Annotated in this window: 24 protein-coding genes; 5 read left to right on the top strand and 19 right to left on the bottom strand. The window is 65.7% G+C overall.

The features are described from left to right. The first annotated feature begins 45 nt into the window (after positions 1 to 45). The 3 genes from tal to pgl are packed head-to-tail and all read left to right on the top strand — an operon-like array spanning position 46 to position 4,402. Complete coding sequence (gene tal, locus HMPREF2550_RS01665) at positions 46 to 1,143, top strand: transaldolase (protein WP_070762755.1); 1,098 nt, start codon at positions 46 to 48, stop codon at positions 1,141 to 1,143. 16 nt (positions 1,144 to 1,159) lie between these two features. Continuing rightward, a complete protein-coding gene (zwf, locus tag HMPREF2550_RS01660; protein ID WP_070762725.1) occupies positions 1,160 to 2,707 on the top strand; it encodes a glucose-6-phosphate dehydrogenase in 1,548 nt (515 codons plus the stop codon). Positions 2,708 to 2,728: 21 nt separating this feature from the next. After that, the gene (pgl, locus tag HMPREF2550_RS12595) at positions 2,729 to 4,402 is read left to right on the top strand and encodes a 6-phosphogluconolactonase (RefSeq protein WP_070762726.1); all 1,674 of its coding nucleotides are present in this window, start codon (positions 2,729 to 2,731) and stop codon (positions 4,400 to 4,402) included. Between the two features lie 66 nt (positions 4,403 to 4,468). Here pgl and secG read toward each other — a convergent pair whose 3' ends face one another. The 19 genes from secG to metK form a co-directional block, all read right to left on the bottom strand. Then, a complete protein-coding gene (gene secG, locus HMPREF2550_RS01650) occupies positions 4,469 to 4,705 on the bottom strand; it encodes a preprotein translocase subunit SecG (RefSeq protein WP_070762727.1) in 237 nt (78 codons plus the stop codon). A gap of 115 nt (positions 4,706 to 4,820) precedes the next feature. Next, positions 4,821 to 5,603, bottom strand: coding sequence for a triose-phosphate isomerase (tpiA, locus tag HMPREF2550_RS01645; protein ID WP_070762728.1), 783 nt, complete (start codon positions 5,601 to 5,603; stop codon positions 4,821 to 4,823). Between the two features lie 39 nt (positions 5,604 to 5,642). After that, a complete protein-coding gene (pgk, locus tag HMPREF2550_RS01640) occupies positions 5,643 to 6,860 on the bottom strand; it encodes a phosphoglycerate kinase (protein ID WP_070789304.1) in 1,218 nt (405 codons plus the stop codon). Positions 6,861 to 6,975: 115 nt separating this feature from the next. Next, a complete protein-coding gene (gap, locus tag HMPREF2550_RS01635; RefSeq protein ID WP_070762730.1) occupies positions 6,976 to 7,986 on the bottom strand; it encodes a type I glyceraldehyde-3-phosphate dehydrogenase in 1,011 nt (336 codons plus the stop codon). A gap of 393 nt (positions 7,987 to 8,379) precedes the next feature. Continuing rightward, positions 8,380 to 9,396 (bottom strand): DNA-binding protein WhiA, encoded by a 1,017-nt coding sequence (gene whiA / locus HMPREF2550_RS01630; protein WP_083316985.1) that lies wholly within the window; start codon positions 9,394 to 9,396, stop codon positions 8,380 to 8,382. A gap of 85 nt (positions 9,397 to 9,481) precedes the next feature. After that, a complete protein-coding gene (gene yvcK, locus HMPREF2550_RS01625; protein WP_070762732.1) occupies positions 9,482 to 10,459 on the bottom strand; it encodes a gluconeogenesis factor YvcK family protein in 978 nt (325 codons plus the stop codon). Positions 10,460 to 10,501: 42 nt separating this feature from the next. Next, entirely contained in the window at positions 10,502 to 11,422 is a 921-nt protein-coding gene (gene rapZ / locus HMPREF2550_RS01620; protein WP_083316986.1) for an RNase adapter RapZ, read from the bottom strand. A gap of 61 nt (positions 11,423 to 11,483) precedes the next feature. Then, positions 11,484 to 13,556, bottom strand: a complete 2,073-nt coding sequence (uvrC, locus tag HMPREF2550_RS01615) for an excinuclease ABC subunit UvrC (protein ID WP_070789302.1) — start codon at positions 13,554 to 13,556, stop codon at positions 11,484 to 11,486. A gap of 29 nt (positions 13,557 to 13,585) precedes the next feature. Further along, the gene (locus HMPREF2550_RS01610) at positions 13,586 to 14,182 is read right to left on the bottom strand and encodes a PH domain-containing protein (protein ID WP_083319722.1); all 597 of its coding nucleotides are present in this window, start codon (positions 14,180 to 14,182) and stop codon (positions 13,586 to 13,588) included. A 66-nt stretch (positions 14,183 to 14,248) separates the two neighbouring features. Further along, the gene (gene ribH, locus HMPREF2550_RS01605) at positions 14,249 to 14,734 is read right to left on the bottom strand and encodes a 6,7-dimethyl-8-ribityllumazine synthase (RefSeq protein WP_070789301.1); all 486 of its coding nucleotides are present in this window, start codon (positions 14,732 to 14,734) and stop codon (positions 14,249 to 14,251) included. 63 nt (positions 14,735 to 14,797) lie between these two features. After that, positions 14,798 to 16,084, bottom strand: a complete 1,287-nt coding sequence (locus HMPREF2550_RS01600) for a bifunctional 3,4-dihydroxy-2-butanone-4-phosphate synthase/GTP cyclohydrolase II (protein WP_070789300.1) — start codon at positions 16,082 to 16,084, stop codon at positions 14,798 to 14,800. Beyond that, positions 16,077 to 16,712, bottom strand: a complete 636-nt coding sequence (locus HMPREF2550_RS01595) for a riboflavin synthase (protein ID WP_070789298.1) — start codon at positions 16,710 to 16,712, stop codon at positions 16,077 to 16,079. Before HMPREF2550_RS01595 ends, HMPREF2550_RS01600 begins: the two co-directional genes overlap by 8 nt. Positions 16,713 to 16,724: 12 nt before the next feature. Beyond that, complete coding sequence (ribD, locus tag HMPREF2550_RS01590) at positions 16,725 to 17,747, bottom strand: bifunctional diaminohydroxyphosphoribosylaminopyrimidine deaminase/5-amino-6-(5-phosphoribosylamino)uracil reductase RibD (RefSeq protein ID WP_070789296.1); 1,023 nt, start codon at positions 17,745 to 17,747, stop codon at positions 16,725 to 16,727. Continuing rightward, positions 17,744 to 18,412, bottom strand: coding sequence for a ribulose-phosphate 3-epimerase (gene rpe, locus HMPREF2550_RS01585; RefSeq protein WP_038590773.1), 669 nt, complete (start codon positions 18,410 to 18,412; stop codon positions 17,744 to 17,746). Before rpe ends, ribD begins: the two co-directional genes overlap by 4 nt. Before the next feature lie 10 nt (positions 18,413 to 18,422). Beyond that, positions 18,423 to 19,856 (bottom strand): RsmB/NOP family class I SAM-dependent RNA methyltransferase, encoded by a 1,434-nt coding sequence (locus HMPREF2550_RS01580; protein WP_070789295.1) that lies wholly within the window; start codon positions 19,854 to 19,856, stop codon positions 18,423 to 18,425. After that, positions 19,853 to 20,785 carry a methionyl-tRNA formyltransferase gene (gene fmt / locus HMPREF2550_RS01575; protein ID WP_070789293.1) on the bottom strand — a complete coding sequence of 311 codons (933 nt, stop codon included), beginning with the start codon at positions 20,783 to 20,785 and terminating at the stop codon, positions 19,853 to 19,855. The genes HMPREF2550_RS01580 and fmt overlap by 4 nt, the downstream gene beginning before the upstream one ends. After that, positions 20,786 to 21,286 carry a peptide deformylase gene (gene def / locus HMPREF2550_RS01570; RefSeq protein WP_070789292.1) on the bottom strand — a complete coding sequence of 167 codons (501 nt, stop codon included), beginning with the start codon at positions 21,284 to 21,286 and terminating at the stop codon, positions 20,786 to 20,788. It abuts the gene before it with no gap. Positions 21,287 to 21,330: 44 nt separating this feature from the next. Continuing rightward, on the bottom strand, positions 21,331 to 23,337 hold the full coding sequence (locus HMPREF2550_RS01565; RefSeq protein ID WP_070789290.1) for a primosomal protein N': 2,007 nt from the start codon (positions 23,335 to 23,337) through the stop codon (positions 21,331 to 21,333). A gap of 52 nt (positions 23,338 to 23,389) precedes the next feature. Then, on the bottom strand, positions 23,390 to 24,604 hold the full coding sequence (gene metK, locus HMPREF2550_RS01560; protein ID WP_070789289.1) for a methionine adenosyltransferase: 1,215 nt from the start codon (positions 24,602 to 24,604) through the stop codon (positions 23,390 to 23,392). Between the two features lie 535 nt (positions 24,605 to 25,139). On the opposite strand from metK, the gene HMPREF2550_RS01555 reads away from it, so the two are divergent. Together HMPREF2550_RS01555 and HMPREF2550_RS01550 are read left to right on the top strand one after the other, a co-directional pair. Further along, the gene (locus HMPREF2550_RS01555; protein WP_070789287.1) at positions 25,140 to 25,556 is read left to right on the top strand and encodes a hypothetical protein; all 417 of its coding nucleotides are present in this window, start codon (positions 25,140 to 25,142) and stop codon (positions 25,554 to 25,556) included. Positions 25,557 to 25,611: 55 nt separating this feature from the next. Next, the gene (locus HMPREF2550_RS01550) at positions 25,612 to 26,310 is read left to right on the top strand and encodes a hypothetical protein (RefSeq protein ID WP_070789286.1); all 699 of its coding nucleotides are present in this window, start codon (positions 25,612 to 25,614) and stop codon (positions 26,308 to 26,310) included. Positions 26,311 to 26,474: the final 164 nt, after the last annotated feature.

The following is a 26,474-nucleotide window of genomic DNA, read 5'->3' as shown; positions in this document are numbered from 1 at the left end:
AAGGCACACCATATGGCACACGAGAACCACAACGGCAAGCACGCGATGGTCGCGACCAACCGTATTTACGACATCGGGACCTCCGTGTGGCTCGATGACCTCTCCCGCGACCTGCTCCACGGCACCGAGAACTTCGACCTGTTCCTGCTGGAGCGCAACATCTTAGGCATTACCACCAACCCGGCGATCTTCTCCGCGGCGATTAGCGCCGGCGGCGACTACGACCGCCAGCTCGAGGAGCTGCGCGCAGAGAACGTCACCGCGGAGGAAGCCGTCTACCGCATGAGCATCCTTGATGTGCAGGAAGCCTGCGACGTGCTCGCCGGGGTCTACCAGGACACGCACGGCCGCGACGGGCGCGTTTCCATCGAGGTAGATCCCCGCTACGCGCACGATGAGGAGAAGACGATCAACCAGGCGCGCGAACTGTGGAAGCAGGTGGCCCGCCCGAACGCGATGATCAAGATCCCGGCCACCGACGAGTCGCTGCCCGCGATCACCACCGCGCTGTCAGAGGGCATCAGCGTGAACGTCACCCTGATCTTCTCTGTGGAGCGCTACAAGCAGGTCATCGACGCCTACAAGAAGGGCCTGGAGCTCGCCGCCCAGCAGGGGCGCGACCTCGAGGAGATCCACTCCGTCGCCTCCTTCTTCGTCTCGCGCATGGACGTCGAGGTGGATAAGCGGCTTGAGACCATCGGTACGCCGGAGGCGCTCGCGCTACGCGGCAAGGCAGGTATCGCTAACGCGCGCCTGGCCTACCACCTGTTCCTGGACTCCTTCAACGACGTCGACGAGCTGCCGCCGCGCGCAAACAAGCAGCGCCCGCTGTGGGCCTCGACCGGTGTGAAGAACCCCGAGTACCCGCAGAACATGTATGTTGTCGAGCTCGCAGGCCCAGACACGGTCAACACAATGCCGATGGATACCATCAACGTGGTCAACGAGATGGACCAGCTCAAGGGTGACACCTTGACTTACGCCGACGAGAACGCCCGCGAAGTCTTTGCCGGGCTGGAGAAGGTCGGCATCGATTTGGACGATGTCGTGGCAGTCCTCGAGCGCGAGGGCGTGGAGAAGTTTGTCACGGCGTGGCAGGAGCTGCTTGACTCCACCGAGGAAAAGCTCAACGCGGCGAAGTAAAGGAGACGCGTCGAAGGTGAACGAAGACAGGGAAGCACAGGTGCAGCGGGGCAATCCGCTGCGCTCGGCCGTCGATAAGCGATTGCCCCGTATTGCTGGCCCCTCCGGCCTGGTGATTTTCGGGGTGACCGGCGATTTGGCGCGCAAGAAGCTGCTGCCGGCGGTCTACGACCTGGCAAGCCGCGGCCTGCTGCCCGCAGGCTTTGCGCTCGTGGGGTTCGGCAGGCGCGACTGGTCGAAGCAGGAATTCCAGGACTACGTGCGCGAGGCTGTGCAGGCGCGCGCCCGCACCGAGTTTGACCAAAACGTCTGGGACCGGCTTGCCGACGGGATGCATTTCGTCTCCGGCGCATTCGACGACGATGCCGCCTTCGATGCCCTTGCCTCGACCCTGGCCGAGGCGGACCGCCGGCAGGGCGTTGACGGGAACTGGGCTTTCTACCTCTCGGTGCCCCCTGAGCACTTCGCGGGTGTGGTGCACCAGCTCGACCGCTGCGGGATGGCCAAGCCTGCTGAAGATCAGTGGCGCCGCGTGATCATCGAGAAGCCCTTTGGGCACGACCTGGCTTCGGCAATGGAACTGAATAAGGTGGTCAACACGGTCTTTCCGGAGCACGCGGTGTTCCGCATCGACCACTACCTGGGCAAAGAGACCGTGCAGAACATCATGGCGCTGCGCTTTTCTAACCAGCTCTTCGAGCCCATTTGGAACGCGAACTTCATCGACCACGTGCAGATCACCATGGCCGAGGACATCGGGCTTGGCGGCCGCGCCGGCTACTACGACGGCATCGGCGCTGCTCGCGATGTGATCCAGAACCACCTCATCCAGCTGCTCGCGCTCGTGGCGATGGAGGAGCCGACCTCGTTTTCCCCGCGCCAGCTGCGCGCTGAGAAACTCAAGGTCCTGCGCGCGACCTCCCCCACCGGCCCCTTTTCCGAGACGACGGCCCGCGGCCAGTACACCGCAGGCCTGCAGGGGTCTGTGCCGGTGGTGGGACTGCGCGAGGAAGAAGGCTTCGATCCGGACTCGAAGACGGAGACCTTTGCCGCCTGCACGTTGGAGATCAACTCGCGGCGCTGGGCCGGTGTGCCCTTCTACCTGCGCACCGGCAAGCGGCTCGGACGCCGCGTGACAGAGATTGCGCTGGTGTTCAAGCGCCCGCCGTACCAGCCCTTCTACCCGGATCAGACGAACCTGCTGACCAACAACGCCGTGGTCATCCGCGTGCAGCCGGACGAGGGCGTGCTCATGCGCTTCGGTTCCAAGGTGCCGGGCGTGGGCCTGGAGGTGCGCGACGTGAACATGGACTTCTCCTACTCCGAGGCCTTCACCGAGCAGTCGCCCGAGGCCTACGAACGTCTCATCCTCGACGCACTGTTGGACGAGTCTAGCCTTTTCCCCACCAACTCCGAGGTCGAGCGCAGCTGGGAGATCCTCGACCCAATCCTGGAGTATTGGGACGAGCACGGCGAGCCCGACGAGTACGAGGCCGGTACCTGGGGTCCGGCGTCCGCCGACCGCATGCTGGAAAAAGACGGCCGCACCTGGCGTCGCCCCTAAACGCAGAAAGAAGGTTGCTTCGTGATTATTTCGCTGCCGGACACCACTACCCGCCAGATCGCAGGCGCGCTGCTCAAGGCGCAGGAGAACTTCTCCATGGCCACGGGCCGCGTGCTCACGCTGCTCGTCGCCGCGCCTGAGACCGAGGATTCGGAGGCAATCCTCGAGACGGTCCGCGCCGCTACCAGGGAGAACCCGGCCCGCGTGATCGTGCTGCTGCTTGGCGACGCCTCGGCGCCCACCAGCATGAACGCCGACCTCATCATCGCCGCGCACTCCGGTGCCTCCGAAATGGTGGTCATGCGGCTCTTCGGCGAGCTCACCGGCCACCTCGACGCGGTGGTCACTCCCCTGCTCCTTCCCGATACCCCGATCGTGGCGTGGTGGCCCGGGCAGGCACCTGCGAAGCCAGTGGCCTCGCAGCTCGGCGCGATCGCACAGCGCCGCATCACCAACGCGCGTGCCGACGACTCCGCGGAACCGCTGCGCACACTCGTCGAGGGCTACCACCCTGGTGACTCGGACATGGCCTGGTCTCGCATCACGCCCTGGCGCGGGGTCGTCGCCTCGGCCTTGGACCGCTACGCGGATGATCCGGTGCAGTCGGTCTCCATCGCCGGCGCCCCTGCCGACCCCGCCGTCCTGCTGGCAGCCGGGTGGCTCGCGGCCTGCCTCGACGTGGAGGTCACCTGCTCCCCCGTTGCGCAGCCGCGCAAGGGCGTGCCCGTCGAGCACCTGGCGCTGCACTGCGAGAAAGGCGATATCACCGTCGACGTCCTCGACGCGCACACCGCACGCGTGGCGGTCCCCGGCAGCCCCGCCTCGCATGTCGCACTCGGCGCGCGCTCGGACGCGTCCTGCCTGACCGAGGAGCTGCGCCATTTGGACGACGACGTCACCTACGCCCGCGCCCTCAAGGCCACCACGCTGGTGCGCGAGGCAGACTCCGCGCCCGCGCACGTGGTTGACGTGGCGCGCGTTGCGGATCGTCCCGCGCTCGTCGACGCCACGGCTGAGCGGCTGCTCACACTGCTCGCAGCAATCCAGGCCGATGCCGCCGGCGGGCTGCACGGCGACGGTATCCCCCGCGTCGTGCTCACCGGTGGCACCGCCGGCATCGAGCTGCTCGCGAAACTTGGCGAGCGCGCAGGCAGCAGCGATGTGGACTTCGCGCGCATCGAGTTCTTCTTCGGCGACGAGCGCAACGTGCCCGCAACACACCCAGACTCCAACGAGGGCCAGGCGCGCGACGCGCTGCTCGACCCGCTCGGCGTGCCCGCCGAGCGCATCCACGGTTGGGGCCTCGACGGCGACGAGATGGACGAGGCAGTTGTCGCGTACGAGCGCGCGCTCGACGAGTACGCGCCGCGCGGCTTCGACCTCCACCTGCTGGGTATGGGCGGCGAGGGACACATCAACTCCCTGTTCCCGGACACAGACGCAGTGCGCGAGTCCCGCGCACGGGCCTTGGCGGTGACCGACTCCCCGAAGCCACCCGCAGAGCGCGCCACGCTCACCCTGCCCGCGGTCCGCAGCGCCGAGCGCGTGTGGCTACTCGTCTCCGGTGCGGAGAAGGCCGAAGCCGCAGGCCACGTTGCCCGCGGGGCGTCGCCCGAGGACTGGCCCGCAGCTGGCGCGCGCGGCAGCCACGAGACGGTGCTCTTCGTCTCAGAGGATGCGGCAGGCGAGTTGTAGCGCTAGCCACAAAACGCAGTGAGCCCCTCCCAGCGAACTGGGAGGGGCTCTACGCAGTAGAGGTCTCTACGCGGAGTAGGTCTGCATCAGGTTCAGCGCGACGATGCACGCGATCCAGATCAGGCAGATCACGATGGTGTAGCGGTCCAGGTTCTTCTCCACGATGGTGGAGCCGGACAGGTTGGACTGCACGCCGCCGCCGAAGAGGCTCGACAGGCCGCCGCCTTTACCCTTGTGGAGCAGGACGAACACGGTCGCAAGCACCGATGCGATTACGAGCACGATCTCCAGAGCCAACGTCATGTGGGGCGATCCTCCACTTTCACTTTGGGGAATAATTGTTCAACCTGCATTAGCCTACACCATCACCACGCAAAGCCTTACGGCGGACACACGACGCGCGCGTGTCCGCCCGGCGTTAGGCGACGGCGTTTGCGGCTGCGGCCGCCAGCTTGGCAAAGTCCTCGCCCTTCAGCGAGGCACCGCCGACCAAGCCACCGTCGACGTCCGGCTGCCCGACGATCTCGGCGACGGTCTCGGTCTTGACGGAGCCGCCGTAGAGGATGCGGATGCCGTCGGCCGTCGCATCGTCGGCAAGCTCGCGGACGAGCTCACGGATCGCGTGGCAAACTTCCTGCGCGTCCTCTGCGGAAGCGACCTTACCGGTGCCGATGGCCCACACCGGCTCGTAAGCGATGACGGTGCGGTTGAGCTCCTCGGTGCTCAGGCCAGCCAGAGAGGCGCGGGTCTGCTCCTCCACGAAGCTGACGTGCTTGCCTTCCTCGCGGACCTCCAGCGGCTCGCCCACGCACACGATCGGCGAGATGCCGTGTGCAAGCGCCTTCTTCGCCTTCGCAGCGACCAGCTCGTCGCTCTCGTTGTGGTACTGGCGGCGCTCGGAGTGGCCGACAACCACCCAAGTGCAGCCGAGCTTCTCCAGCATGGCGGCGGAAATCTCGCCGGTGTACGCACCGTTATCGTGCTGGGAGACATCCTGCGCGCCATAGGTGATCTGCAGCTTGTCGCCCTCCACGAGCGTCTGGATCGAGCGCAGGTCCGTGAACGGGACGGTCAGCGCAACGTCGACAAGCTCGTAGCCATCCTTCGGGAAGGCAAAAGCGAGCTTCTGGGCGCTGGAGATGGCCTCAAGGTGGTCAAGGTTCATCTTCCAGTTGCCGGCAATAAGTGGCTTGCGTGCCATAAGTCTGTGTTCCTCTCTTCTAGGTACCGGGGTCCGGGACTACTTGGACAGAACGACGACGCCTGGCAGCTCCTTGCCCTCGATGAGCTCGAGGGAGGCACCGCCGCCGGTGGAGATGTGGGAGAACCCATCCTCATCCAGGCCGAGGGTGCGCACAGACGCTGCGGAGTCGCCACCGCCGACGACGGTGAAGGAGTCGTTGTTCTTGGTTGCAGCAATCATGGCCTCGGCGACAGCCTTGGTGCCGTCAGCGAACTGCGGGAACTCGAACACGCCCATCGGGCCGTTCCAGAACACGGTCTTGGAATCCTCGATGGCGGAAGCGTAGAGCTTCGCGGTCTCCGGGCCGATGTCCAGCGACAGCCAGCCCTCCGGGATGCTGTCCAGATCGACGGTCTCCTTGGCCGCGTCCTTGTCAAACTTCTCCGCAACGGCGAGGTCGACCGGGAGGACCAGCTTGTCCCCGTAGCGCTCGATGAGCTCCTTGCAGGTGGCAATCATGTCTTCCTGCAGCAGGGAGTTCTGCACGTTGTGCCCCTGTGCCGCGAGGAAGGTGTAGCACATGCCGCCACCGATGACGACCTTGTCGGCCTTTGCCGCCAGCGCCTCAATCACGCCGAGCTTGTCCGAAACCTTGGACCCGCCGAGGACGACAACGTAGGGGTGCTCCGGGGCATCCTTGACTGCCGACAGCGTGGAGACCTCCTTCTCCACCAGGTAGCCGGCGTAGGCCGGGAGCTTCTTCGAAATGTCGTACACCGAGGCCTGTGCGCGGTGGACCACGCCAAAGCCATCGGAGACAAAAGCACCGTTGTCTGCGGCCAAGTCGGCCAGCTCAGCTGCGAACTCCTCGCGCTCCGCCTCATCCTTGGAGGTCTCGCGCGGGTCGAAGCGGACGTTCTCCAGCAGCAGGATCTCGCCTTCGGTCAGGCCGTTGGCGCGCTCGTGCGCGTCCTCGCCAGAGACGTCGCCTGCGAGCGCGACGAACTGACCCAGGCGCTCGGACAGCGCCTCTGCCACCGGCTGGAGCGAGAAGGCCGGGTTGACCTCGCCCTTCGGGCGGCCCAGGTGCGCCATCGCGATCACCTTTGCGCCGCCGTCAAGCAGGGCGCGCAGGGTGGGCAGGGAGGCGTCGATGCGACCGGCGTCGGTGATGTTGCCGTCCTCGTCGAGCGGGACGTTGAAGTCGGATCGGACGATGACGTGGCGGCCGTCCACGCCCTCGTCGAGAAGCTGCTGCAGTGTTTGCGTAGTCATCGGTGAATGCTCCTTGATAAGTGTGTCTACGGGGGACATGATACGCAGTTTTACGCCGAAGGCCCGGTGCATGCGATGTGCACGCACCGGGCCCATCAGCTGAACCGCGCGGGGTTTAGAGGTTGTCAGCGACGTGCTTGGTCATACGGACGTACTGGGAGGTGTAGGACCACTCGTTGTCGTACCAGGAGATGACCTTGACCAGGTTGTTGTCGATGACGCGGGTCATGCCAGCATCAAAGATTGCACCGTGGCTGTTGCCGATGATGTCGGAGGAAACGATCGGATCCTCGGTGTAGAGCATGGCGGTACCGAGCACCTCGTCCTCGGTGGCCTTCTTCACCGCAGCGTTGATCTCCTCTGCCGTGGCGTCCTTGTTCAGCTGCACGGTCAGGTCGGTTGCGGAGCCGGTGATGGTGGGCACGCGCATAGCGAAACCATCCAGCTTGCCCTCCAGCTCAGGCAGAACCAGCGCCACTGCCTTTGCAGCACCCGTGGTGGTCGGCACGATGTTCTGAGCAGCGGCACGGGCGCGGCGCAGGTCCTTGTGCGGTGCATCCTGGATGCGCTGGTCGCCGGTGTAAGCGTGGATGGTGGTCATCAGACCGGACTTGATGCCAAACTCCTCGTCCAGCACCTTTGCCAGCGGTGCGAGCGAGTTGGTGGTGCAGGATGCGGCGGAGATGATGTTCTTGTCGTTGGTGTAGTCGGTGTGGTTGACGCCCCACACGTAGGTGCCATCAACATCCTTGCCAGGAGCAGAGATGATGACCTTCTTCGCACCAGCATCCAGGTGTGCCTTTGCGGTGTCGCCGGAGCGGAACACGCCGGTGCACTCGAGCACGATGTCAACGTTTGCGTCGCCCCAAGCCAGCTTGGACGGGTCCTTCTCCTCGGAGACCTCGATGCGGCGGCCGTCAACGCTGATGGAGCTATCGTCGAACTCCACCTCGTGGCCGAACTGGCCGTACGCGGTGTCGTACTTCATCAGGTGTGCAAGGGTCTCGTTGTCGGTGAGGTCGTTGATCTTCACAACCTCGAGCTCGCCCTGGTACTCATCCTGGATGATGCGGAACGCTGCGCGACCGATACGACCGAAGCCATTGATGCCAATACGAGTAGTCACTGTCTAATACTCCTCTGCTGAGTCGAGTTCTACGGGGCACACGCTGCGCCCCTAGGTTCAGGCTCCTGGCGCCTACCCGCCTGCGGTTCAAACCCGTTGCTACCTGCAGGGTTACCGGGCGATTCGGCTTCCTTTTCGCCTGTCGGTGCCCAGTGTAGCGATGCACCCTCAACCCTGCATGGCTCCTGGACGGCTCCGCACGCGCGATTTGAGCGAACCAGAAAGGTACGCAAAACCGGGGGTACAAATGCCGTTTCTCCCCGATCATCGGTGCCCGATTCTTCGCGTCACCACACGCTTTGCCGACATCCTCCCCCGTCGTTCGGGCACCACACCGACAATGAGCACACCTTTAATAGTTGACGTAACTACATTATTTCCGTGTGCAATATGTCACATTTCGGATTCGTGCGACTTTTCCTCGTCGATCCCTGCCGTCGTTGGCGGAATTCCCAGCTCTTTCGCACGCTTATCCGCAAGCGACAACAGCCTCCGGATGCGCCCCGCCACCGCATCCTTAGTCATCTGCGGGTCCGCCAGCTTGCCCAGCTCCTCCAGGGAGGCGTGCCGGTGCTCGGCCCGCAGGTACCCCGCCTCCGCGAGGTGCTCAGGCACATCGTCGCCGAGAATGTCCATCGCGCGCTCCACACGGCGCGCCGCGGTCGCAGCCGCCTGCGCGGAGCGACGGGTATTGGCGTCATCAAAGGTAGCGAGGCGCTGCCCCGAGCGCGCACGCAGCTGCTTGCGGCGGCGCTTCTCGTCCCACTCCAGGCGCGAAAGCGGCGCGCCCATCCGGCTAAGCAAAATACCGATGGTCTCCCCGTCACGGATGTAGACGCGCTCCACTCCCCGCGTCTCCTTGGTCCGCGTCGGAATATCCAGCCGGCGCGCCAAGCCCACGAGCGCGAGCGCGGACTCCTCCGACGGGCACGCGACCTCGAGCGCCGAAGTCCTGCCCGGCTCCGTCAGCGAGCCGCGCGCCAAAAACGCACCGCGCCACGCGGCCTCGACGTCCGCGACTGGGCCGGAGACGATCGTGTGCGGCATGCCGACGACTGGGTGGCCTGATGCGGTGACCAGGCGCAGCTTCCGCACCACGTCGCGCATCCCGCGGCGCACAGTGACGACGCACTTGCGCTCCTTGGTCGCGGACCCCGGGGCAATGATGTCCATCTCCGCCTCGATCCCGGTGGTGGCGTGCAGCAACGTCACCAGCCGGCGCGCAACCTGCTCCTCCGCGAACTCCACGACCAGCGCAATGCCCTGCGGTGTGTCCTGGTAGCTGCCCGCGTAGCGGATCATGGCGGTGGCCTCCGCAATCTGCGCACTCGCATGCGTGAGGCGAACGTTGAGCAGCTCGTCTTTGACTTTCGCGGTCAGCGCCACCGTTGCCGTCCCCTTTCTGTTCATCTCTCGTTGGCCTGTATGAGCACACACAGGCGCGCGCACCTACCTCAGCTGTACTCAGCGAGGGCGCGCGTATCGACGCTTGATTCTAGCGCGCCCGGTACAACTCCAAAATCGCCTCCGCCAACTTGGCAGGGTCGTGCTTGTCCACCTGCTCGCCCTCCGGGGCGGGAATGTGGACGTCGCGAAACGCGATTCCGGCGCTCACCTGCTGCGCGGCACGCTGCAGGTGCCGACGCTCACCTTCTGAGGGCGAGATATGGTTGTCGGCCAGGAAGTAGTCGACGCGCAGCTCCGGCGCGTGCTGGTTAAACACCTGGATGTGGCGCTCGGTACTAAACCCTAAGGTCTCGCCCGCCTGGGGCAAGAGGTTGAGCATGACGACCACCATCGCGTCGGTAGAGTTCAGCGCCTCCACGATGCCCGGCACCAAAAGGTGCGGCAGCACCGAGGAGAACCAGGAACCCGGACCAATGGTGACGATGTCGGCGGAACGGATCGCCTCAATCGCCTCAGGCGAGGCCTCCGGCCGGTCCGGCAACAGGCGCACGCGGCGCACCTCGCCCGAGGTCGACGCCACGGCGGCCTGTCCGCGCACCGAGCGCAGCACCCGCGGATCATCGTCCAGCCCGGAGACATCCGCCTCGATATCCAGCGGCCGCGGGCTCATCGGGATCACGCGACCGACCGAGCGAGTCCACCGCGCCACAATGTCGAGGGCGTTCTGCATCCCGCCGAACTTCTCAGCCAGGCTTACCAGCATGAGGTTGCCCAGCGGGTGCCCGGCCATCACGCCGTTGCCGCCAAAGCGGTGCTGCAGCGCCTCTTGCCACAGCGTGCCCTCCTCGTCGTCAGCGGTCAGCGCGGCGAGCGCCATACGCAGATCCCCCGGCGGGATGATGGGAAACTCCCGGCGCAGCCGCCCGGAGGATCCCCCATCGTCGGCAACAGTGACCACGGCGTTAATCTCCGTGGCCTCGGCTTCGCGGGCGGCGAGCAGGGTCTGGTACAGGCCGTGACCACCACCCAGGCAGGTCAAAGCAAGACGCTCAGTAGACGAGCTCATCGCTTTCTCCTTTCACGCTGGGAAGTTAAAGAACCGCGGCACCTAGTGCCTCTTCAAGTCTCTGTGCAACACGCTGACATCCAGTTGCGGCTTCTTCCGCAGCCGCCGCCCGACCTCTTCGGCCACTGCCACCGAGCGGTGGTGCCCACCCGTGCAGCCGATACCGACGGTGATGAAGTCTTTCCCCTCGTGGCGGTAGCCGTCGAGCGTGCTGCCGAGCAGGCGCACGAAGTTTTCAATAAACGGCTCCGCATCGGCTTGGCCAAGCACGTAGTCGGAGACCGGCTTGTCCACCCCGCGGAACTCGCGCAGCTCTTCCACCCAGTACGGGTTCGGCAGGAAGCGGACATCCACGATCAGGTCCGCATCGCGCGGCGAGCCGTGCTTAAACCCGAAGGATTCCACGGTGACGTGCTGGCGTCCGGAGGCCAGCTCGCCTATCGACGCCTCGATCGAACGCCGCAGGTCATGCACCGACTGATTGGTGGTATCGATGATCACATCGGCGATCTCGCGCACCGGTTCCAGCTCTTTGCGTTCCCGCTCTATGCCGTGCTTGAGCGTGTCCTTGCCCTGCAGGGGGTGCGTGCGGCGCACCGAGTCGAAGCGCTGGATGAGCACCCCGTCGCGCGCTTCGAGGTAGAGCACGAAGGGGTTGTAGCCGCCCTCCTTGATCTTGGAGATCGTCTCCATCAACGAGCCATTGAACATGCGCGCACGCACGTCGGTGACCACCGCCACCTTCGCCACAGGCGATTGCTCACCGGTGGACATCTCCACCAGCTCCAGGATGAGCTGCGGCGGCAGGTTCTGGGAGACGAAGTAGCCCTTGTCCTCGAAGATCTTCGCCGCCGTGGACAGGCCACCGCCGGACAGCCCGGTGATGATGACGGGGTGCAAAACTTGCGCTGCGTTGCCCGATTGGCCCGCAGGTTGGGTCTGATGCTGGTGCGACTGCGTCATACACCACATCCTAACCGAGCCGACGCACGCACGCGGGCGGCTTTCGGCCCTAAGTTGCCCCTTAGTTGCCCTGGTGCAGGTGCTCGTAGATCGTCGCGGCGAGCTTCGGACCCACGCCGTCGACCTCTTGAATCTCCTCCACGGAAGCCGCCTTGATCTTCTTCACGGACCCGAAGTGCTTCACCAGCTCCGTGCGCCGCGCGGGCCCGAGTCCGGGGATCGCGTCAAGCGCAGAGGCGCGCATCCGCTTGGAGCGCTGCTGACGGTGGTAGGTGATGGCGAAGCGGTGCGCCTCATCGCGGATCTGCTGGAGCAGGTACATACCCTCGGAGTTGCGCGGCAGGATCACCGGCTCGTCGTCGTCGGGCACCCAGACCTCTTCCAGCCGCTTCGCTAGCCCGATGAGCTGGACGTCGACGATACCGAGCTCGTCGAAGACAACCTGCGCGGCGTCGACCTGTGGCTTGCCGCCGTCGACAATGTAGAGCTGCGGTGGGTAGGCAAAGCGCTTGTTGTCCGTGGTCTCGACCTCGGCGGCCTCCTCGGCGAACATCAGCGCCGCGCTTTCTTCGTCAGGGTTGGCCAGCTTGTCCTCGTTGTAGCGCTTGAACCTGCGGCGGGTGACCTCGGCGATCGAGCCGACGTCGTTGGAGCGGCCGTCGCCGGCGGCTTCCTTGATGCGGTAGCGTCGATAATCTTGCTTCTTCGGCAGGCCATCCTCGAAGACGACAAGCGAGGCGACCACGTCGGTGCCCTGGATGTGCGAGATATCGGTGCACTCCATGCGCAACGGGGCTTCTTGCATCCCCAGCGCATCCTGGATGTCCTGCAGGGCCTGCGAGCGCGCGGTGAGGTCGCCGACACGCTTGAGCTTGTGCTGGTGCAGGGCCTCGACCGCGTTTTTGCGCACCGTTTCCATCAACGCGGCCTTGTCGCCACGCTGCGGCACGCGGATGTCCACCTGCGCGCCGCGCAGGCCCTCGAGCAGCTCTGTGACCTCGGCCAGCTCGTCCGGTATCTCGGCGACGAGGATCTCGCGGGGCACGGGCTGCGGGGTGCGTATCGACGCCCACGATTCCTGGTCTACCCCGCGCCGCTGGATCTTCTCTTCCTCGCGCTTGCGGTCTTCCTCCTGTTCCTGACGCTGCCGCTCAACGGCATCCGAGTAGTACTGCACCAGGAAATTCTGCATGAGCACGGGCAGCGCCGGGTCCTTGTCGCCCTCCTCGAGACGCTCGGTGGAGCCAGGTTCGTCGCCGGTCTTCTCCACCACCCAGCCACGCTGCGCGCGGATGCGCCCGCCGCGTACATTGAAGATTTGGACGGCGGCTTCGAGCTCGTCGGTATCAAAGGCGATGATGTCGGCGTCCGTATCCTGGCTCAGCACCACGGTCTGGCGCTCCATGACCTTGTTGACTGCGCCCAGGTCGTCGCGCAGTCGCGCCGCCTTCTCAAACTCGAGGTTTTCCGCGGCCTCTTCCATCTGGCGCGTCATCCCGCGCACGAGCGCGTCCGTGTTGCCCGACATGAAGCCGAGGAAGCCGGCGACGATCGCTGCGTACTCTTCCTCGTCGACGCGCCCGACGCAAGGCGCGGCGCACTTATCGATGTAGCCGAGCAAGCATGGTCTGCCCAGCGACTCGTGACGGTTGTACACACCATTGCTGCAGGTGCGGATGGGAAAGACGCGGGTGAGCAGGTCGAGCGTTTCGCGCACGGCCCACGCATGCGAGTACGGGCCAAAATAGCGCACCCCCTTGCGCTTCGGCCCGCGGTAGAAGAAGGCGCGGGGGAAGCGCTCGCGCACGCTCACCGCGAGCATCGGGTACGTCTTGTCGTCCCGGTACATCACGTTGAACCAGGGGTCGAACTTCTTAATCCAGGTGTACTCGAGCTGGAGTGCTTCCACCTCGCTGGAGACCACCGTCCACTCCACGGATGCGGCGGTAAAGACCATCTGCCTGGTCCGCGGGTGCAGGTGCTCCGGGGGCTGGAAGTAGTTGTTCAGCCGCGAGCGCAGGTTCTTTGCCTTGCCCACGTACACGACGCGCCCGTTCGCGTCTCGGAATTTATACACGCCCGGGTCGGTGGGAATCGTGCCCGTCGCCGGGCGGTAGTCCTGCGGGTTTGCCAATCAGCTCGTCCCTTTCCGTTGTGCGCTGCTTATTCCGCGGGGTCCTCCGGCATGTACTTTGCCTCGAGGTCGCGGAACTTTGCGACGGCCTCAAGCGCGTGCTCCTTGTCGCCCGCCTGGATCGCCCACAGCGGCACGTACTCAAACTCCGGCAGCTCCAGGCGTGCCATGCGCGAGCCCTTGGGGAAGGACAGCCCGTAGATCACCAGCCAGGGATAGAAGCGCGTGCCGATGATGTTGGCTACTTCCACCCCGTCCTCGTTGACGCGCACGCGCGGCCGAGTCAGGCAGATCCAGGACACGATCGAGATGACAATGCCGACGCCCACGAAGGCGAACTTATCGATCCCGGTAATGGCAACGCCGGTAAACTCCACGTCCACGACCGAGGCCATGAAGAAGTGCACCGCCATAACCAGCACGATCCACGCAACGGCCACGCGGCGCAAGAAGCGCGACTTGACGGTGAGCTCCCAAGGCTTAGTCGAGGTCAGCGCGTGGGGGTCGAGGGCGTTGAGGTAGACGAGCTCCTCGTCGCTCAGCTTGCGCGTCTGTGTCGCATGCTGCGCGTCGTTTGCCTCCCCCGTTGCCCTGGAACCGCCAGTGGACCCTGTCTCCCCTGTCACGCGAACGTCCTTTCCTTCCCGCGGCCCGCACGTCGAGCCTGCCCTACCGTCAGTTACCTTGGGATCCTAGTCACGGGTGCGCAGCGCGCGCACCTTTCCCAGCTCTACCGCCGCACCGAGCGCCGCGCGAACGGCGGCCTCGCCCTTGTCCTCCTTGGCGTCCTCACCACCGGACCGTTCGTAGGCCTGGTCTTCATCTTCTACGGTGAGCACACCGTTGCCCACGGGCGTGCCCTCGTCGAGGGCAACGCGGGTAAGCCCGCTGGTCACCGAGTCACAGACGACTTCGAAGTGTGGCGTCTTGCCGCGGATCACACAGCCGAGCGCCACCACAGCGTCGTAGCGGCGGGCGCAGGCCTGCACCACCACGGGCAGCTCCATCGCGCCATCCACCAAGTACTCGTCGGCCTTCGCGCCGAGCTCGCGTGCCGTGGCCAGCGCACGCTCGCGCAGGGTATCGACGATCCGCGCATTCCAGCGCGTGGACACAATTGCCACCGTCAGGCCTTCAGCCTGCGGCGAATACGGTTCCGGCTCACCAGAGGAAGCCATAAGTTTTCCACTCCATTCGAGTCGTCGCTTCTAGAGACAGGCGTCTTTCTAGAATACGTGCAATCAGCCTGCCGAAGGCGCACCGCCATCGGCAGCCGGCGTGTGTGCATCCAACCACTGCGCAACGCCCGGCAGGTCATGGCCCATCCGGTCACGCTTGGTGCGAAGGTAGCCGATGTTGTCGTGCGAGGGCACGATCTCAATCCGGGTGCGGCCGGCAACCTGTGGGCCGAACCCGCTGAGTGCGTGGACCTTGTCCGGGTTGTTGGACAGCAGCTGCATGGATTCGATGCCCAGGTCGGCGAGAATTTGGCCGGCGACTGAGTACTCGCGGGCGTCGATAGGCAGCCCCTGCTCTAAGTTTGCATCCACCGTGTCAAGGCCCTGGTCCTGCAGCGCATAGGCCTGCAGCTTGGCCAGCAGGCCGATGCCGCGGCCTTCGTGGCCGCGGACGTAGACCACCACGCCACGACCAGCCTCGTGGATGCGGCGCATGGACTCGTGCAGCTGCGGGCCGCAGTCGCAGCGGGCGGAAGCAAAGGCGTCGCCGGTCAGGCACTCGGAGTGTACGCGCACGAGCACGTCGTCGGCGCCGGCAAGCTGTGCGGGGTCGCCAGCGATGAGCGCGACGTGCTCGGTGCCGTCGATGTCGTTGCGGTAGCCCACGGCGTGGAACTCGCCGAACTCGGTGGGCAGGCGCGTCTCGGTGACGCGAGAGACGAAGCGTTCGTGGCGGCGTCGATACGCAATGAGCTGGTCAATCGAGATCATCACCAGGCCGTGGGTGTCGGCGAATTCGCGCAGTTCGTCGAAGCGGGCCATATCTGTCGGGTCCTGCTCGGAGACGATCTCGCAGAGCGCACCGGCCGGACGCAGCCCCGCTATCCGGGCGAGATCCACGCTCGCCTCGGTGTGCCCATCGCGGGCGAGCACGCCGCCGGGCCGCGCACGCAGCGGCACCACGTGCCCCGGTCGGGTGAAGTCGCTCACGGTGGTCTCGGCGCTGGCGAGTCGGCGCAGCGTCTCGGCACGCGAGGTCGCGGAGATGCCGGTCGTGCCGGTCGCCGCGTCCACGGTCACGGTGTAGGCGGTGCCGCGGGCGTCCTGGTTGCGCGCCACCATTGGCGGCAGGTTGAGCCGATCGGCGTCCTCGTTCTCCAGGGCGACGCAGATGTAGCCGGAGGTGTAGCGCACCATAAACGCCACGAGTTCAGGGGTGGCGGCTTCGGCCGCGAAGATGAGATCGCCCTCGTTTTCCCGATCCTCATTATCCACCACAACCACCGCTTCGCCGCGGGCAATGGCGGCGATGGCGTCCTCGACAGCATCCAAGCGGGAACCGTTACTCATAGTCGTTTACCTTAGCCCGCACCATATTTTCTACGTACTTGGCTACCTGGTCGACCTCCAGGTTCACCGGCTCGCCGACGCGCAGCTCGCCCGCGGTGGTTTCTGCAAGCGTGGTGGGAATCAGCGAAACCTCGAAGAAGTCGTCTCCCACCGCGGACACGGTCAGCGAGGTGCCGTTGACCGCGATCGAGCCCTTCTCCACCACGTAGCGGCGCAGGCCCTCTGGCAGGCTAAACCGCAGCACGTCCCAGCGCGGCCCCAGCGTGCGCGAAAGCAGCTTGGCCACGCCGTCCACGTGGCCCTGCACGATGTGCCCACCTAACCGGTCGCCCACCTTCAGTGCTCGCTCCAGGTTCACCCGCGTCCCTTCCTGGTTCGCCAGCCCGAGCCGGGTCCGCCGCATCGTCTCCGGCATCACGTCGGCCCAAAAGCGCTCGGGCCGCGGCTGCCCGTCTTCGAGTGCCTCCGGCAGCCCGGTCACAGTCAGGCACACCCCGTCGACAGCAATGGAGTCGCCGTTGCGCGCATCCTCGGTCACCTTCGGCGCGCGGATACACACGCGTGCATCTGTTTCGCCCAGTTCCACGGCCTCGATCGTGCCGACTTCTTCAATCAGTCCGGTAAACACTGCGTATCCTGCCTACTTTTCCTGTCTCAGCAAATCTTTTCGTGCCATCTCGATGAGCACGTCTTCACCCAGCTGTATCACGCGCTCGACGCGGAAGCGCTGCGCCTCGTTGATCGTCGTGGCTAGCGGCCCGTGAAGCACCCCGCGGCCGGCACCGAGCAGCGCCGGGGCAACGTACGCCTGGATGCGGTCGACGAGTCCCGCGTTCACGAAGCTGAGCGCAAGAGACGCGCCGCCTTCAACGAGCACGTCGCGCGCCCCGCGCTCCCACAGCGCCGCCAGCGCGCTCTCCGGGTCCGGGTACTGCGTAAAGCCGAGGCGCGCGAGGTTGCCGGTGATCTCGCGGGTGCCCACCACCACGCGCTCCGGCTGGGTTGGGTACAGCTCGCCGTCCGGGCGGCGCGCGGTGAGCTGCGGGTCGTCCGCGAGTGCGGTGCCGGTACCCACGATGATCGCGTCGCGCCGCGCCCGATCAAGATGTACGTGCGCACGCGCCGCCTCGCCAGTAATCCACTTGCTCGTCCCATCGGCCGCAGCGGTAAACCCATCGAGGGTCGCCGCATACTTCCAGGTCACCGCGGGCCGCTGCATGCTTATCGACGCCCACCACGCCCCCAGCGCTACCACCTCCCGCGACTCGTACGCCACCTGCACCCCCGCGCGCCGGAGCACTTCCGCGCCCCCAGCTGCTTCGGGGTTTGGGTCTTTGGTGAGGTAGATGACCTGCGCTACGCCCGCCTGCGTCAGCGCGTGCGTGCACGGACCGGTGCGCCCTGTGTGCGCGCAGGGCTCGAGGGTTACGATCGCGGTCGCACCCTGTGCCCGGTCGCCGGCTGCTGCCAAGGCGTTGACCTCAGCGTGCGCGCCGCCGACGGGCGAGGTGGCACCTACGGCAATGAGGTGACCTGCGGCGTCGATAATCGCGCAGCCGACTGGCGGATTCGGCGACGTCGTGCCTCGCACGCTCTCACCTGCGGAAATCGCCGCGGCGATGCCCGCCTCTACCGCGGCTGGATGCGGCCGTACGTTACTCAGTTGGCACCGCCGCGCGCCTCTTGGGCGAGCTCGCGCAGGCGCTCAACCGCCTCGGCCGGGTTGTCCGCACCGAAGACCGCGGAGCCCGCCACGAAGGCGTCGACGCCGGCCTCCGCCGCCTGCGCGATCGTCGCGTTCGCGATGCCGCCGTCGATACCGATGATCGTGTCGAGCCCCTCGGCTTTGATGTGGTCACGCAACGCCATGACCTTGCCAAGCACCTCCGGCATGAACTTCTGCCCACCGAAGCCGGGCTCCACGCTCATCACCATGACCTGGTCAAACTCGCCCACCGAGTCCAGGTAGGGCTCGATCGGAGTGCCCGGCTTGACCGCAAAGCCCGACTGGACGCCGAGCTCGCGGCACTGCCGGCCAGCCGCCACGTGGTCCCTGGTTGCCTCCACGTGGAAGATCATGCGGTCCCCGCCCGCCTGAACGTAGGTGGGAAACCAGCGCTCCGGGTCTTCGATCATCAGGTGCATGTCCAGAAACTGGTCCGTGACACCGTCGACGGCCTTAGTCACGTCGGGGCCGAAGGAGAGGTTGGGCACGAAGTGACCATCCATGATGTCCACGTGGATCAAGTCCGCGTTGGGCACTTTGCGCACGTCGTTGCCCAGGTTTGCGTAGTCTGCGGCGAGAATTGATGGGGCGATGTAGATCATGGTGCTAAGCCTACTTCTTCCGCAGCACCGCGAAGAACATTGCGTCGGTGCCGTGGCGGTGCGGCCACATCTGCACGCTGCGCGCCTCGCCGGTTTCGGTCATGCCGCAGGCGTACGGGCTCGCATCGAGCTCTTCGACCTCGCCGCGCCCAAGCGCGTCGTCGACCACTCCGCGTGTCTCGCGCACATCGGGCGAGCAGGTCGAGTAGATCACGACACCGCCTGGGCGGGTGAGCGAAATCGCGGAGGCAAGCAGTGCCTCCTGCAGCGGAACCAGCTCGTCGATGTCGTGTTCCTGCTTGGTCCAGCGGGCTTCCGGGCGGCGTCGCAAAGCGCCGAGCCCCGAGCACGGGGCGTCGACCAGCACGCGGTCGTAGCCGGGCGCAAGGCCGGGGTCGCGCCCGTCCACCGTGTGGACGTTCACCGGCAGGCCCTTGACCGCCTTGCGCACCAGGTCCGCGCGGTGGTTGCTGGGCTCGACGGCGTCGACGGTGGCGCCGTCGATACGCGCGAGTGCACCGATGAGCGCGGCCTTGCCGCCTGGACCGGCACACAGGTCAAGCCAACGACCTTGATCGTCGTCGACTGGCACTTCGGCGACGGCGCGCGCGATGAGCTGCGAGCCCTCGTCCTGCACCGCGGCGAGCCCTTCGCGCACCGGCGCAAGCTCACCTGGGTCACCCTCCTCGAGGTAGACGGCGTAGGGCGAGTAGCGGCCCTGCTCGCCGCCGACGGCCAGGGCGAGCTCCTCCGCGCTGAGCTCGCCAGGGCGCGCAACCAGGTGAACGCCGGGACGAGCCGAATCCGCCTCGAGCGCGGCACCCAGCTCTTCCACCTGGGCACCCAGCGCGGTGTGGAAGGATCGCGCGATCCACGCCGGGTGCGCGTGCTTGAAGGCGAGCGCGTCGAGTGCGTCCGAGGGCATGAGCCGATCGAACCACTGCTGCCGGGTCGAGCGCCCAATGGTGCGCAAGATGCCGTTGGCAAAGCCTTTCGCCTTGCCCTGGCCCGCGGCCTCCACGAGGCGCACAGTGGTATCCACTGCTGCGTGCGGGGAGACCCGCGTGTAGAGCAACTGGTAGGTGCCGAGGCGCAGGGCGGCGAGCACCCACGGATCGATCTTGTCCAGCTCGCGGGAGGAATTCGCCGAGATCACTGCGTCGAGCACGCCCTGGGTGCGCAGCGCGCCATAGGTCAGCTCGGTGGCAAAGGCCGCGTCGCGGCCGGTGATGCGCCGCTCGCGCAAAAGGCCGGGCAGCACGAGGTTCGCGTACGCCCCGTCCGTCGCCACGCGGTGCAGCACCTCAAGCGCCGCCTCGCGAGCCGGGTCGTTGATGGCTAGTTGCTGCTTCTGTTGCTGTTTCGGCGCGCGCCTACGTGCTGCGGGCGCATCCTTCTTCGGCTCGCGCCGACCTGCGGCCCTGGAACGAAATCCGCCACTCACTCAAACACCACTCCTTGCGCAACGACGTCCTGCTGCAGGCCACGGCCCCAGTCGGCCGCTGCCATCATCTTTTTGCCTGGCGGCTGCACCGTGGTCAGCACCACGTCGTTTGTCGCAGTACCCACGCGCACCTCGCTCTTTTCGACGCTCACGTGCCCGGGCTCGAGCGAGTCCGTCTCGCCGACCTTGACCGGGCCCACCTTGACGCGCTGGCCGTCCCAGGTCGTCCACGCGCCCGGGCCGGGGGTGTGGGAGCGCACCGCGCGGTCGATCTGATTTGCCGCCGCGTGCCAGTCAATGCGCGCGTTGTCGGTGGTGAGCTTCGGCGCATAGCTCGCCTCGCCCTCCTGCGAGGTTGGGGCGATCGTGCCCTTTTCCAGCCCCGTCATCGTCTCTACCAGCAGGTCCGCGCCCGCGTAGGCAAGGCGGGTCAGCAGTGAGTCTGCAGTGTCATCGGCGGTGATGTCCTCGGTGAGCGTGGCGAGCACCTCGCCGGTATCCAGGCCCTCGTCGATCCGGAAGGTCGTCGCGCCGGTTGTCGCATCGCCCTCCCGGATCGCTGCCTGCACGGGGGCCGCGCCGCGCCACTTGGGCAGCAGCGAGAAGTGCAGGTTGACCCACCCGTGCGGGGCGATGCCCAGCATGTCCTTGGGGATCAAGTTGCCGTAGGCCACAACTGGGATCGCCTCCGGGGCGAGCTCTGCCAGCCGCGCGCGCACCTCGTCGTTCTCGCGCAGCGACTCAGGTGTGAGCACCTCGATGCCGTGCTCTTGCGCTAGCGCCTTTACCGGCGAGGGGTGCAGCGTCCTGCCCCGCCCACGACGGGCGTCGGGCCGGGTAAGCACCGCGACCACCTCGTGCTCGGAATCAATGAGCCGCTGAAGCGCCACCACTGCGGGCTCCGGGGTTCCGGCAAATACAACTCGCATCTAGTTCTCCTTCCACCATTCGGAAGCGTGAATCGCCGCCATCGCCGCTTTCCGCTCCTCGCGTTCCATCCGCTGCATGAACATGACTCCGTCCAGGTGATCTGTCTCGTGCTGGATGCAGCGCGCCAACAGCCCCGAGGCAGCGATTGTCACCGGCCGGCCCTGGACGTCATTCCCGGTTGCCAGGACATTCGCTGCGCGCGTGATCGTGCCGCGCACACCCGGGACAGACAGGCAACCCTCGACGCCAGTCTGCGTATCTTCGCCCACCTGGTGCCACCCAGGGTTAACCAGGTGGCCACGCATGCCGTTGCAGTCGAAGACGAACAACCGGATGCCTGGGCCAACCTGGTTGGCCGCAAGCCCCACCCCGCCGGAGGCGTCCATGATGTCCAGCATCTCCGCGGCGGTGCGTCGCAGCCCCTCGCCGAACTCCGCGACAGGGCGCGCGGCAGTCTTGAGAATGGGATCGCCGAAAAGGCGCAAACTCAGCGCAGTCATGTCTGCCAAGTGTACTGACCCACCCCGCGAGCACACTGCAAGGACTACCCCACGTCAATCGGGTTGACCTGGATGCGCAGCGGCAGCGTCTGCTTGCGCGCAGCCCGGTGCACCGCGCCCGCCCGCAACGCCCGGCCGAGCTCGGTACGTCCGCGCAGCGGGGAGCGCACGAGCATCCGCTGCGCCTCGCCATAACGGGGCACGTCCCACTCGCCCGGCAGCGTGACCCCGGCGGGCAGGTCGACAGGGCCCAGCACTTCCGCGTGCTCAGGCAGCTCCACGTGCGCGAAGAAGTCCTCAAGCGCGTGCCGGGGCGCATCCACGACGGCAATGTGCACCGCGGGTGGAAAGCGCGCGTCCCTGCGGTGCGCCAGCTCTAACGCCGCATGGCCCGCCGCGTCCCAGCGGATGAGGTGCTGCACGACCGGCAGCGCGGGATCAGCCACGACCACGACCTCGCCGCCCGCGCTGTGCGGTTGCACGAGCGTGGCCGCCTGCAGCCACTTGGCAAAGGTGTCCTCGGTTGCGCGTAAGTCCGGGCGGTGTAGCAGTGCCCACACGTCCAGCAAGATCGCCGCGCCGTACCCGCCTTCTGCGGGCGGCTCCGCACCCGGCGTGGCGACGATAATGGCAGGCTCACTCGGCACGGCATCGAGCACCTTGTCACCCCACGAGGTGCGCACACGAAACTGCGCGAACGCCCGGCCGAGCTCCTCTGCCGTCCGCTCAGTGCCCAGCACTGTGGCGCGCACCCGCCGCGAACCGCACGCAGGGCACACGTGCGCGGGATCCATTCGACCACACCACCGGCAGGTCGGGGCCGCCGCCTCTTCACCAGACGGCAGGCCGAGCGGCCCGTTACACCATCGGCAGCGGGCAGGAGTCCGGCACTGCCCGCAGGCTAAAGACTGGATGTAGCCCGTACGCGGCACCTGGAAGAGCACCGGTGCACCACGCTTGAGCGCGCGCCGGGCGGCCATGAAGGCCTCGGAGGGAAGGCGCGCGTGCCGCGCCCGCGGGTCTCTTTCGAGCGCGATGTCGGAATCGCCCGCCGCATGGATATACGGGCTGAGCTGGCGCAGGACCGGACGCGGCGCGACCAGCTCGTGCATCCAGCCGGACTCGACAAACAGCTGCGCCTCCGCCGTGCGGGCCCATCCACCGAGCACGAGCGGAACTCGCTCCATCGCGGAGCGCGTGGTGAGTACTTCGCGCGCGTGCACGTACGGTGCGCGCGGATCCACTAGGTTCGCGTCGCCGTCGTGCATGAGCACCATCAGCCGCAAGTCGCGTACCGGCGCGAAAGCCGCCGAGCGCGTGCCCACCACGATGCGGCCCTGGCCGTGCAGAATCGACAGGTAGCGCGAGTAGCGGGCCTGCGGCCCCTGGCTCGCCGTCAAGGTGGTCACCTGCTTCGCGCTGACCAGCTCACGAAAGGCTCGCTCGCAATTATCGACGTCACGCTGATCCGGCACCACAATCAACACCCCTCCCCCGTCACGCGCAAGCTTGACGCCCAGGGCCGCGAGCGCGCCCGCCCAATCGTCGCCGGGAGCCACCTGCCAGGCGGCGCGCGCCATCTTGCCTTCCAGTACCGCGTCGACGAAGCTCTCGCCGAATTCGTAACTGCTCCAGGCAGACAGGTCGGGCTCCGCCACCTCGCCGAGCTGCGCCCACGGCGTCGAGGTGTCCGTCTCCTCGGCCTTGGCGTGGCGCGCCGGGATGGCGGCGCGGTAGATGTCTGAGCGGACGCCGGCGTACCGCTGCGCTAAGGCGTCGATAAGCGAGCGAAGCTGCTCTGGAGCGACCTGCTCGGGCGAGATCACCCGCTCGATGAAGCGAAGGCTGCCCTCGTGTGTGGAGGCGGCCGTGCGCTCCAGGACGATTGCGTCCACCAGCCGCCCGGCGAAGCGGATCCGCACCCGCACTCCCGGTTGCGCCGCGTCGGATTCCCCTTCGGTGACCAGGTAGTCAAAGGGGCGATCGAGCTGCGGCAAGCCAAGCAGCGGCAGTACCCGAGCGACGGGAAAGCGAGCGGCAGGCTGGGACATGGTGCCAGATTCTAGCGCAGCGCTGCTCCTTGGCTTGCCCCGTCGGTTGTGGCTACTGGGTCGCGGCCTTGAGCTCCTCGACCTTGTTGAGCTGCTCCCACGGCAGCTCCACGTCGGTGCGGCCGAAGTGGCCGTAGGCGGCGGTCTGCCCGTAAATGGGGCGAAGCAGGTCGAGGTCACGGATGATTGCGGCCGGACGCAGGTCAAAGACCTTGTCCACCGCCTGCTGGATCGACGCGTCGGTGTGCCCCTCAGCGGCAGTGCCGAAGGTCTCCACGTAGAGGCCCACCGGGTTCGCGCGGCCGATCGCGTAGGCGACCTGCACCTCGACGCGCTCAGCAAGGCCCGCGGCGACGATATTCTTCGCTACCCAGCGCATGGCGTATGCGGCGGAGCGGTCCACCTTTGAGGGGTCCTTGCCGGAGAACGCGCCGCCGCCGTGGCGCGCCATGCCGCCGTAGGTATCGACGATGATCTTGCGACCGGTCAGCCCCGCGTCCCCCATCGGGCCGCCGAGAACGAAAGACCCGGAGGGGTTGACCAGCAACTTGGTGTCGTCGGTGTAGAAACGCTCGAGGCCCGCGTCCTTGATCACCCACTCCAGCACCTGCGTGCGCAGCGCCTCCCGCAGTGCCTCGCCGTGGAAGTCCGGGTCGTGCTGGGTGGAAATGACCACGGTGTCGAGGGCAACCGGACGGTCGCCGTCGTACGCGAAGGTGACCTGGGTCTTGCCGTCCGGGCGCAGGCCCACGACCGTGCCCATCTTGCGCACCTCGGTCAGGCGGCGGGCCAGGCGGTGCGCGGTGGCGATCGGCAGTGGCATGTACTCCGGGGTCTCGTTCGTGGCGTAGCCGAACATCAGACCCTGGTCGCCGGCGCCAGCCTGGTCATTTTCCTCCGCCGAGGCGTGCTCGCGCACCTCCTGCGAGGTGGTCACGCCGTCTGCGATCTCCGCCGACTGGTCCCCGATCGCGATGTTGACGCCACACGTACGACCGTCGAAGCCAACCTCGGAAGAAGTAAAACCAATGCCCACAAGTTTGTCGCGGACAATCTTGGCGATGTTGGAGTACGCACTCGTCTTGACCTCACCGACCACGTGCACCTGACCGGTGGTCACGAGCGTCTCGACGGCAACGCGGGAGGCCGGATCCTGCTGAAGCATGTCGTCCAAAATGGCGTCCGAGATCGCGTCACAGATCTTGTCCGGGTGGCCTTCCGTAACAGACTCACTAGTGAACAAGCGGTAGTAGGGATCAGTAGACAAAACGGTCTCCTCTTTCGATGCAGCAATAACGTGTATTACGCACCCGCGCCAACTGGGAACCACCAGACAACAACGCTGGTCTCACACGGAATCACGGGCAGGCACCGGGGTGCTGCGCGCACGCGTTGCGGCGGGAACTTCAACAACAATAGACCAAGCGGTCTAAATGCGCAATGTTGCCTATCAGAATGCTTGGCCACACACCGGACCCGGGCCACGACCTGGCCTTTTGGGGCACTGGGTGCAATGAAGGAGCGACGGGCCTTCATTCAGCGAGCTGCCAGACTAATTCCGCAGGGGCGGAAGTTATTGCTTGCCGACGCTCGGCCGTCGCGGCGCTGTCCCAGGCGTCTCGCCATTGTCCCACGTTCAGCGAGCTCCCAGACTAATTCCGCACAGGCGGAAAACAATGCCCCATGTTCGAACCGCATAAAGCCACTTCGAACTCCGTAAGAAACATGCCCTCACCAGGCATATTAGAAACGTCCACCGGGCATGTTAGACCGCACTCGCCTAACACGCAGGCCTTAACACCATGAGCGACCACGTCAACGAACACGGCGAGTTCGACGAAACCAAACTCACCACCGCACTCGAGGAAGCCACCACCCGTCCCGATACAAGCGGGGCAGACATCCTCAACACCGGCTGCGGGCTACCACCCCAACGCTTCCTGCTCCACGCCCTGATAGGCATGGTGCAACTCGTACGCACCGCCATGGCCAAAAGCACCCGCCTCGCACCAGCAGCACAAGTCAACATCATGATGAGCACCAACGGCAACGGGTATCTCCCCAACAACAATGCCGTACCCGCCTTCAACCTCGCCAACGTCGCCGCCAACGCCAACGCCCGCGGTGTGCTCTTCGACGACCACGGACTCATCATCAACTACGGCCGCAAACGCCGACTCGTCTCCAAAATCCAAAAGGAAGCACTGATGACTTTGTGATTGGCTTGGGTTAATATGTGTGTTTAGTTGGAAATACTAGGGAGAAGGAGCTTCCATGAAGGCTAAACTCATGGCGGGCGCGCTTGCTGTAGGGCTTGTGGCGCCGTTGACTGTTGTTGCGGGACCGTCTGCTTTTGGTGAGGAAGAAACTGTTTCGGCATCGATGGCTGAGAGGCTGAATCCACGCCTGAAGGGAGGCGTTGCTTGGCTGGGGACGGATCTGAACAGCACGTTCATCAATGTGGATATGGCGGATGACTCCAAGTACGTGCGCTCCATCAAACTGAAGAAGTGGGATTCTCCGTACGATGTAAAAGTGACTACCGGGGAATATACCTTCTTCGATCTAAGTACTGAAAAGCTCTGGGTAGAGCCGGTTGAAGGCACGCGGTACCCATCTCGCTTCGAAATTGATTTTGAAGCTGAAGTGACATTCACTGACGGTTCCAGTGGACCGTTCCCTGGAAAAATTTCGGTGCCGGTTGATCCCAAGTTGGTCTCTTTGTTTGCTCGTCCAAAGCCAAAGGAATCTACGACGAGCACGAAGCCTGCCCCTACCGACACCGCGAAGCCAACGGCAACGGCGGAGCCAACGCCTACGAACACTAGCACCCCAGCTCCTCAGGGTGACGAATCCTCGAATGACTCGGTCGTCGATATCATCATCGGCCTTCTGGTCCTTGTCGGTGTAGGCGTGGGTGTCGCCGCACTGGCAGGCGCTATCCCAGGCGTGAAGATCCCACTTCCGCGCTAACTCGATTCTGAGAGGGTCTGCCGCTACGGCAGGCCCTTTTCTTTTGTAGTGGATACGAGCGTCATCTCCGGGAACTGGCGTGATGGTGGGAGAATGAGGCGTCGAAAAGTGGGAGGAAGCTGATCTTCTGGTTGGGCCTGACCCCCGGAAAGTAGACACGTCGG

The organism is Corynebacterium sp. HMSC074A01, assembly GCF_001831515.1.
GTDB lineage: Bacteria > Actinomycetota > Actinomycetes > Mycobacteriales > Mycobacteriaceae > Corynebacterium.
Note: the sequence above shows the minus strand (reverse complement) of the source record. Positions and strands in the feature narration are given on the sequence as shown.

Bases quoted from the DNA above. Each gene is read 5' to 3' on its own strand.
- HMPREF2550_RS01600 (WP_070789300.1), bottom strand. From the start codon at position 16,084: ATGAGTAACGGTTCCCGCTTGGATGCTGTCGAGGACGCCATCGCCGCC.
- secG (WP_070762727.1), bottom strand. From the start codon at position 4,705: ATGACGTTGGCTCTGGAGATCGTGCTCGTAATCGCATCGGTGCTTGCG.
- ribH (WP_070789301.1), bottom strand. From the start codon at position 14,734: ATGGCTTCCTCTGGTGAGCCGGAACCGTATTCGCCGCAGGCTGAAGGC.
- rpe (WP_038590773.1), bottom strand. From the start codon at position 18,412: ATGATCTACATCGCCCCATCAATTCTCGCCGCAGACTACGCAAACCTG.
- HMPREF2550_RS01565 (WP_070789290.1), bottom strand. From the start codon at position 23,337: ATGTCCCAGCCTGCCGCTCGCTTTCCCGTCGCTCGGGTACTGCCGCTG.
- HMPREF2550_RS01550 (WP_070789286.1), top strand. From the start codon at position 25,612: ATGAAGGCTAAACTCATGGCGGGCGCGCTTGCTGTAGGGCTTGTGGCG.
- HMPREF2550_RS01555 (WP_070789287.1), top strand. From the start codon at position 25,140: ATGAGCGACCACGTCAACGAACACGGCGAGTTCGACGAAACCAAACTC.
- yvcK (WP_070762732.1), bottom strand. From the start codon at position 10,459: ATGAGCTCGTCTACTGAGCGTCTTGCTTTGACCTGCCTGGGTGGTGGT.
- fmt (WP_070789293.1), bottom strand. From the start codon at position 20,785: ATGCGAGTTGTATTTGCCGGAACCCCGGAGCCCGCAGTGGTGGCGCTT.
- pgk (WP_070789304.1), bottom strand. From the start codon at position 6,860: ATGACTACGCAAACACTGCAGCAGCTTCTCGACGAGGGCGTGGACGGC.
- whiA (WP_083316985.1), bottom strand. From the start codon at position 9,396: ATGAACAGAAAGGGGACGGCAACGGTGGCGCTGACCGCGAAAGTCAAA.
- rapZ (WP_083316986.1), bottom strand. From the start codon at position 11,422: ATGACGCAGTCGCACCAGCATCAGACCCAACCTGCGGGCCAATCGGGC.
- tpiA (WP_070762728.1), bottom strand. From the start codon at position 5,603: ATGGCACGCAAGCCACTTATTGCCGGCAACTGGAAGATGAACCTTGAC.
- tal (WP_070762755.1), top strand. From the start codon at position 46: ATGGTCGCGACCAACCGTATTTACGACATCGGGACCTCCGTGTGGCTC.
- def (WP_070789292.1), bottom strand. From the start codon at position 21,286: ATGACTGCGCTGAGTTTGCGCCTTTTCGGCGATCCCATTCTCAAGACT.